This window comes from Frankia sp. AiPs1 (genome assembly GCF_023716945.1).
In the GTDB taxonomy this organism is placed as follows: Bacteria; Actinomycetota; Actinomycetes; order Frankiales; family Frankiaceae; genus Frankia.
Window position 1 is genome coordinate 1 of sequence record NZ_JAMQQF010000785.1, and the last position, 2,086, is coordinate 2,086.

Consider the following 2,086-nt stretch of genomic DNA (forward strand, 5'->3'; position numbering starts at 1 on the left):
GGCCAGGCGGCGGGCGGTGTGCGCGCCGAGGGCGCCGGTGCCGCCGGTGATCAGCACGGTCCCGTCCGGACGCCATCCGCCCACCGGTGCGGGGTCCGCCTCGGGGATGTGCAGCAGGCGGGGCACCCGCAGGCCCTGCGGGCGGGGAGCGAACTGGTCCTCGCCGCCGGGGGCGGTCAGCGCGGTGCCGAACCACAGCAGGGTCTGGTCGTCCAGGCTGGTGGGCAGGTCGATGAGGCCGCCCCAGACCCGCGGCTGCTCCAGCGCGAGGGTCCGGCCCAGACCCCAGATCATCGCCTGCTCCGGCTGGGTGACGGGGTCCTCGGCGCCCGTCGTGACCGCACCGCGGGTGACGGCCCACAGCGGCGCGCCGACCCGCAGGTCGCCCAGCGCCTGGACACCGGTGACCGTGAGGGCGAGTCCGGTGGTGAGATGCGGATGGTCCGAGTGGGGGGTGCCGTCGAGGGCGAGCAGGGACACGACCCCGCCGACATGATCGCCGCCTGGTGCGGTCCCGGTGGGCGCTGCCGCGCCACCGAGACCCGCCTCTGCCAGCCGCGAGGCGATCGCGCCCCGGTCGGCCCGGGCCAGTCGGATCGCCAGCGGCGTGCCGCCCAGGCGCTCGATCATCCAGGTGACGCGGACGAGCAGCTCCTCGTCCACTCCGTTCGGCGGGACGAGCACGGGCCACCGGCCACCCAGCGGCGGGGGGGTGCTGGCCTGCGCGGCGATGGCCGCGGTGAGGTCGGCGTCGGCCATCGGTTGCCAGCCGGTGCGGTACCGCCAGGTGCGGGGATCGCTGGCCGGGGCTCCGACCCCGGCCAGCGCCGACTCGCCGAGGCCGGTGACCTCGGGGCGGCCCGTTCGCGCCATGCCCGCCGCGGTGTCGACGTCCTGGGCAGTGGTGGCCGGGGCAGGGGCGGCCTGGCGGGGGGCCGGGATGGCGACGCGGTCGCCCGCGAGCCAGTAGCGCCGGCGCTGGAAGGCGTAGGTGGGCAGGTCGACCACGGAGCCGGCGCGGCCGATGACAGCCCGCCAGTCCACGTCGACGCCGTGGGTGTCGAGGGCGGCGAGGGCGGCGAGCAGCGTGTCGGCCTCCGGCCGCCCGGCGCGGGTCGAGGCGACCGCGATCGGCGCCGCGACGTCCGCCGGCAGGCAACCGGGCAGCAGCGCGGTGAGGACCGCATCGGGGCCGAGCTCGAGGAAGGCGCTGGCACCCTCGGCGTGCAGGCGGCGGGCGGCGTCGAGGAAACGCACCGCGCCGCGCGCGTGGCGGGCCCAGTAGTCGGGGGTGCACAGCTCCGCACCGGTCGGTTCGCCGGTGAGGGTGGACACGATCGGGATCGCCGGTGCGTGGTGGGTGACCTGCCCGGCGACGGCCCGGAACTCGTCGAGCATGCCCGCCATGTGCGGGGAGTGGAAGGCGTGGCTGACGGTCAGGCGCCTCGTCGCGTGGCCGCGGGCGGCCCAGTCCGCGGCGATCCGCTCCGCGACGTCGGCGTCCCCGGCGATCACCGTCGCCTCGGGACCGTTGACGGCGGCGATCTCCACCCGCCCCTGCTGGCCGGTCAGCGACGCCGCAACCTCGCCGGCACCCGCCCGGATCGCGATCATCGCACCGCCGGCGCGGCAGGACTGCATGAGCCGGCCGCGGGCGGCGACCAGCGTCACCGCGTCGTCCAGCGACCACACCCCCGCGACGTGGGCGGCGGTCAGCTCACCGATCGAGTGCCCGGCGAGCAGTGCCGGGGTCACCCCCCAGGAGGTGACCAGCCGGTACAGCGCCGTACCGAAGGCGAACAGCGCCGGCTGGGTGTACTCGGTGCGGTGCAGCAGTGCCGCGTCGGACGTGCCCGCAGCGGCGAACATGACCTCCCGCAACGGCCGGTCGAGATGGTCTGCGAACCGTTCGCAGATCTCGTCAAGGTCGTCGGCGAACGCGGGGACGGCGTCGTAAAGGTCCCGGCCCATCCCGTTGCGCTGGCTGCCCTGCCCGGTGAACAGCAACGCGGTCCGGCCCGGCGGGGCCGCGGGGACCGCGCCGAGGACGAGCCCGGCCGCCGGTCGGCCCGCCGCGAGCGCGGAC

General features: G+C 76.7%; 1 protein-coding gene. It reads right to left on the reverse strand.

All coding sequences use genetic code 11. From position 1 onward, the window contains the following. The coding region (locus ND748_RS30630; protein ID WP_251749771.1) for an acyltransferase domain-containing protein at window positions 1–2,086 on the reverse strand (2,086 nt) is incomplete at both ends.